The organism is Dietzia sp. Cai40 (assembly GCF_014145165.1).
Classification (GTDB): domain Bacteria; phylum Actinomycetota; class Actinomycetes; order Mycobacteriales; family Mycobacteriaceae; genus Dietzia; species Dietzia natronolimnaea.
The window spans coordinates 1-2,314 of the sequence record NZ_JAALEB010000252.1 but is presented as its reverse complement, the minus strand read 5'-3'; the positions used below and the strand labels follow the sequence as shown (position 1 = coordinate 2,314).

3 protein-coding genes are annotated in these 2,314 nt (G+C 65.1%); all 3 read left to right on the top strand.

All coding sequences use genetic code 11. The features are described 5' to 3' along the window. The coding region (locus tag G6022_RS10305; protein WP_277819492.1) for an Asd/ArgC dimerization domain-containing protein at positions 1-361 on the top strand (361 nt) is incomplete at its 5' end. A gap of 201 nt (positions 362-562) precedes the next feature. Continuing rightward, the gene (locus tag G6022_RS10300) at positions 563-1,657 is read left to right on the top strand and encodes an XRE family transcriptional regulator (protein ID WP_182611043.1); all 1,095 of its coding nucleotides are present in this window, start codon (positions 563-565) and stop codon (positions 1,655-1,657) included. Between the two features lie 10 nt (positions 1,658-1,667). After that, on the top strand, positions 1,668-2,198 hold the full coding sequence (locus G6022_RS10295; RefSeq protein ID WP_182618193.1) for a hypothetical protein: 531 nt from the start codon (positions 1,668-1,670) through the stop codon (positions 2,196-2,198). Positions 2,199-2,314: the final 116 nt, after the last annotated feature.

The window sequence follows — 2,314 nt, the reverse complement described above, 5'->3', positions numbered from 1 at the left end:
GGAGCAGAAGCTGCGCAACGAGTCGCGCAAGATCCTCGGGCTGCCGGAGCTGCGCGTCGCCGGCACCTGCGTGCGCGTACCCGTGTTCACCGGCCACACGCTGAGCATCAACGCCGAGTTCGAGCGGGACATCACCCCGGAGCAGGCGCGCGAGCTGCTGTCCTCGGCGGCCGGCGTGAAGGTCGTGGACGTGCCGACCCCGCTGGACGCCGCCGGCATCGATGAGTCGCTGGTGGGCCGCATCCGACAGGACCAGTCGATCGAGGGCAACAGGGGCCTGAACCTCATGGTGGCGGGCGACAACCTGCGCAAGGGCGCGGCGCTCAACACGATCCAGATCGCGGAGCTGCTGGTCAAGTAACGCCGGTGCTGGTCACGTAGTCAGCCGAGGGGGGAGCCGTTCGGTAGGACGACGATGACGAGCTCCGCAGCAGCCCTTGACGAGAGCCGTCGCCCGGTCACGCTGATTGGGCGGCGGCGCCGGTCGCGAGCGGGGGAGCCGCGGAACTCCACACTGAGTGGCCGCTACACGCAAGCTGCTTGATGTGCCAGAATCGCAAGCATGGACGCGAAGGCACTCGGTAGGCGTATCGCGGAGGCGCGAGTAGCTGCCGGCATGTCGCAGCGGCAGCTTGCGGAAGTGTTGGGCCAGCTCGATCACACTTCGGTCAGCAAGGTGGAATCGGGAACCCGACGCGTCTCGGCGACGGAAATGTTCGCCATCGCCGCGACGCTCGACAAGCCATTGCAGTGGTTCGTGATGGACGAAGTGCCTGCGGTGATCAGCCGCCGCACCGACGCCGGATTCGACCCGGAAGTCACAGAGCGCATGGACGAGGCAATCGAGTTGCTAGCTGACGACATGCGATCGCTGATGCACAAAGAACTGATCTCGACTGTGCGCCGACCCGAATCGGCGGTGCCCGACCGTCATGAGGACGCGGAGCGGGTTGCCCACGAGGCGCGCAGACGGGCCGGGCTGGACAACGAGCCCATCCCCGATATTCTCTCGGTCTGCGAGCGGCTCGGGATGTACGTGTTCGTGGGTAACTACGGTGAGTCGGCGGATGGTGCCTGCGTGACCGTCGACGGGGACAGCGACACGGCGGTGGCCGCTGCGGTGATCAATTCTGAGCAGCCGCAGGGGCGCAAGCGAGTCACGGTCGCCCATGAACTAGCGCACTGGCTGGTAGGCGACGCCTATGACGCACACAGCTCCGATTCCGAGACGATGGTCAAGTCGGTTGCTATTCACTTCCTGATCCCCCGCGAGGGAGCGGCGAAGTTGTGGAGTGACTACCCGACGGAGAGCCCACGCCGCCGCGCCATCCGCATCGCCGGCAAGTACCGGGTCTCGTGGACGGCTACGGTCAACCAGCTCAAGAACGTGGGTCTGATCGAAGAGCGCGAGCGTGTGGCGCTCGCGCGGGAAGTCCCATTTGCTGGGGACTTTGTGGCGGTGGGTGTCCCGCTACCCGCTGACGACCTCGTCGCTCCGCGGCTGTCCCCGCAATTTGCAGCCGCTGTGGTGCGCGGGTACGAAGATGCCAAACTCACACGTAAGCGAGCGCTGCAGATGCTGCGCGGATCAATCAGCGACGCAGAGCTGCGTCCACGAGACGAGTCACCCTTCGAGGTGATCGACGGAGATGCCTGAACGATGGGTCATGGACACGAGTGTGTTCACCCACTGGCATCGTGCAGGCCACGGCGAGATACTGCGAAGGCTCTCGCCCAGCGGGCGAGTGATATTGATACCGGACGCGGTGAACGCCGAGGTTGAGTTGGCGCGCGAGCGCTACTCCGGGATTCCGGCAATCGCGGAGTGTGAGTGGACCGAACTCGTCGTCCTCGATTCCGACGAGGGAGCAGTGCAGCTGGCGATCCAGTCCGACATGGGAGCCGAGACAGCTGCTGAGCACGCCGGTGAGGCCGCGGTAATCGCATATGCGCAAGCGCACAGCTGCACCGCGATTATCGACGAACGTGAGGCGCTCAGCCAGGCGGTCGAGCGCATGGTCGAGGCCCGGGACTCGATGTGGATCGCCACCGAGGCACTTCACGTCCTCGACGATATCGATCGTGGCGATGCAGAGCGGGTCGTAGATGACCTGCTTGCGACGGGGATGTGGTTGCCGGTGAAATCCGGGGCGAGTCTCGTCGCGTGGGCGTACCGAGAGGGGTACATGGACCGATAACTAACGTGGAAGCGGGAGAGGGTTGTGGCGGGTCTGAGTGGGCGAAGACGGAGTATCGGCGACGGGTCCGAGGAGACGGACGAGGAGCAGAAGCTGCGCAACGAGTCGCGCAAGAT

Excerpts from the sequence above, each read along its gene's own strand:
- G6022_RS10300 (WP_182611043.1), top strand. The coding sequence starts at position 563 with ATGGACGCGAAGGCACTCGGTAGGCGTATCGCGGAGGCGCGAGTAGCT.
- G6022_RS10295 (WP_182618193.1), top strand. The coding sequence starts at position 1,668 with ATGGACACGAGTGTGTTCACCCACTGGCATCGTGCAGGCCACGGCGAG.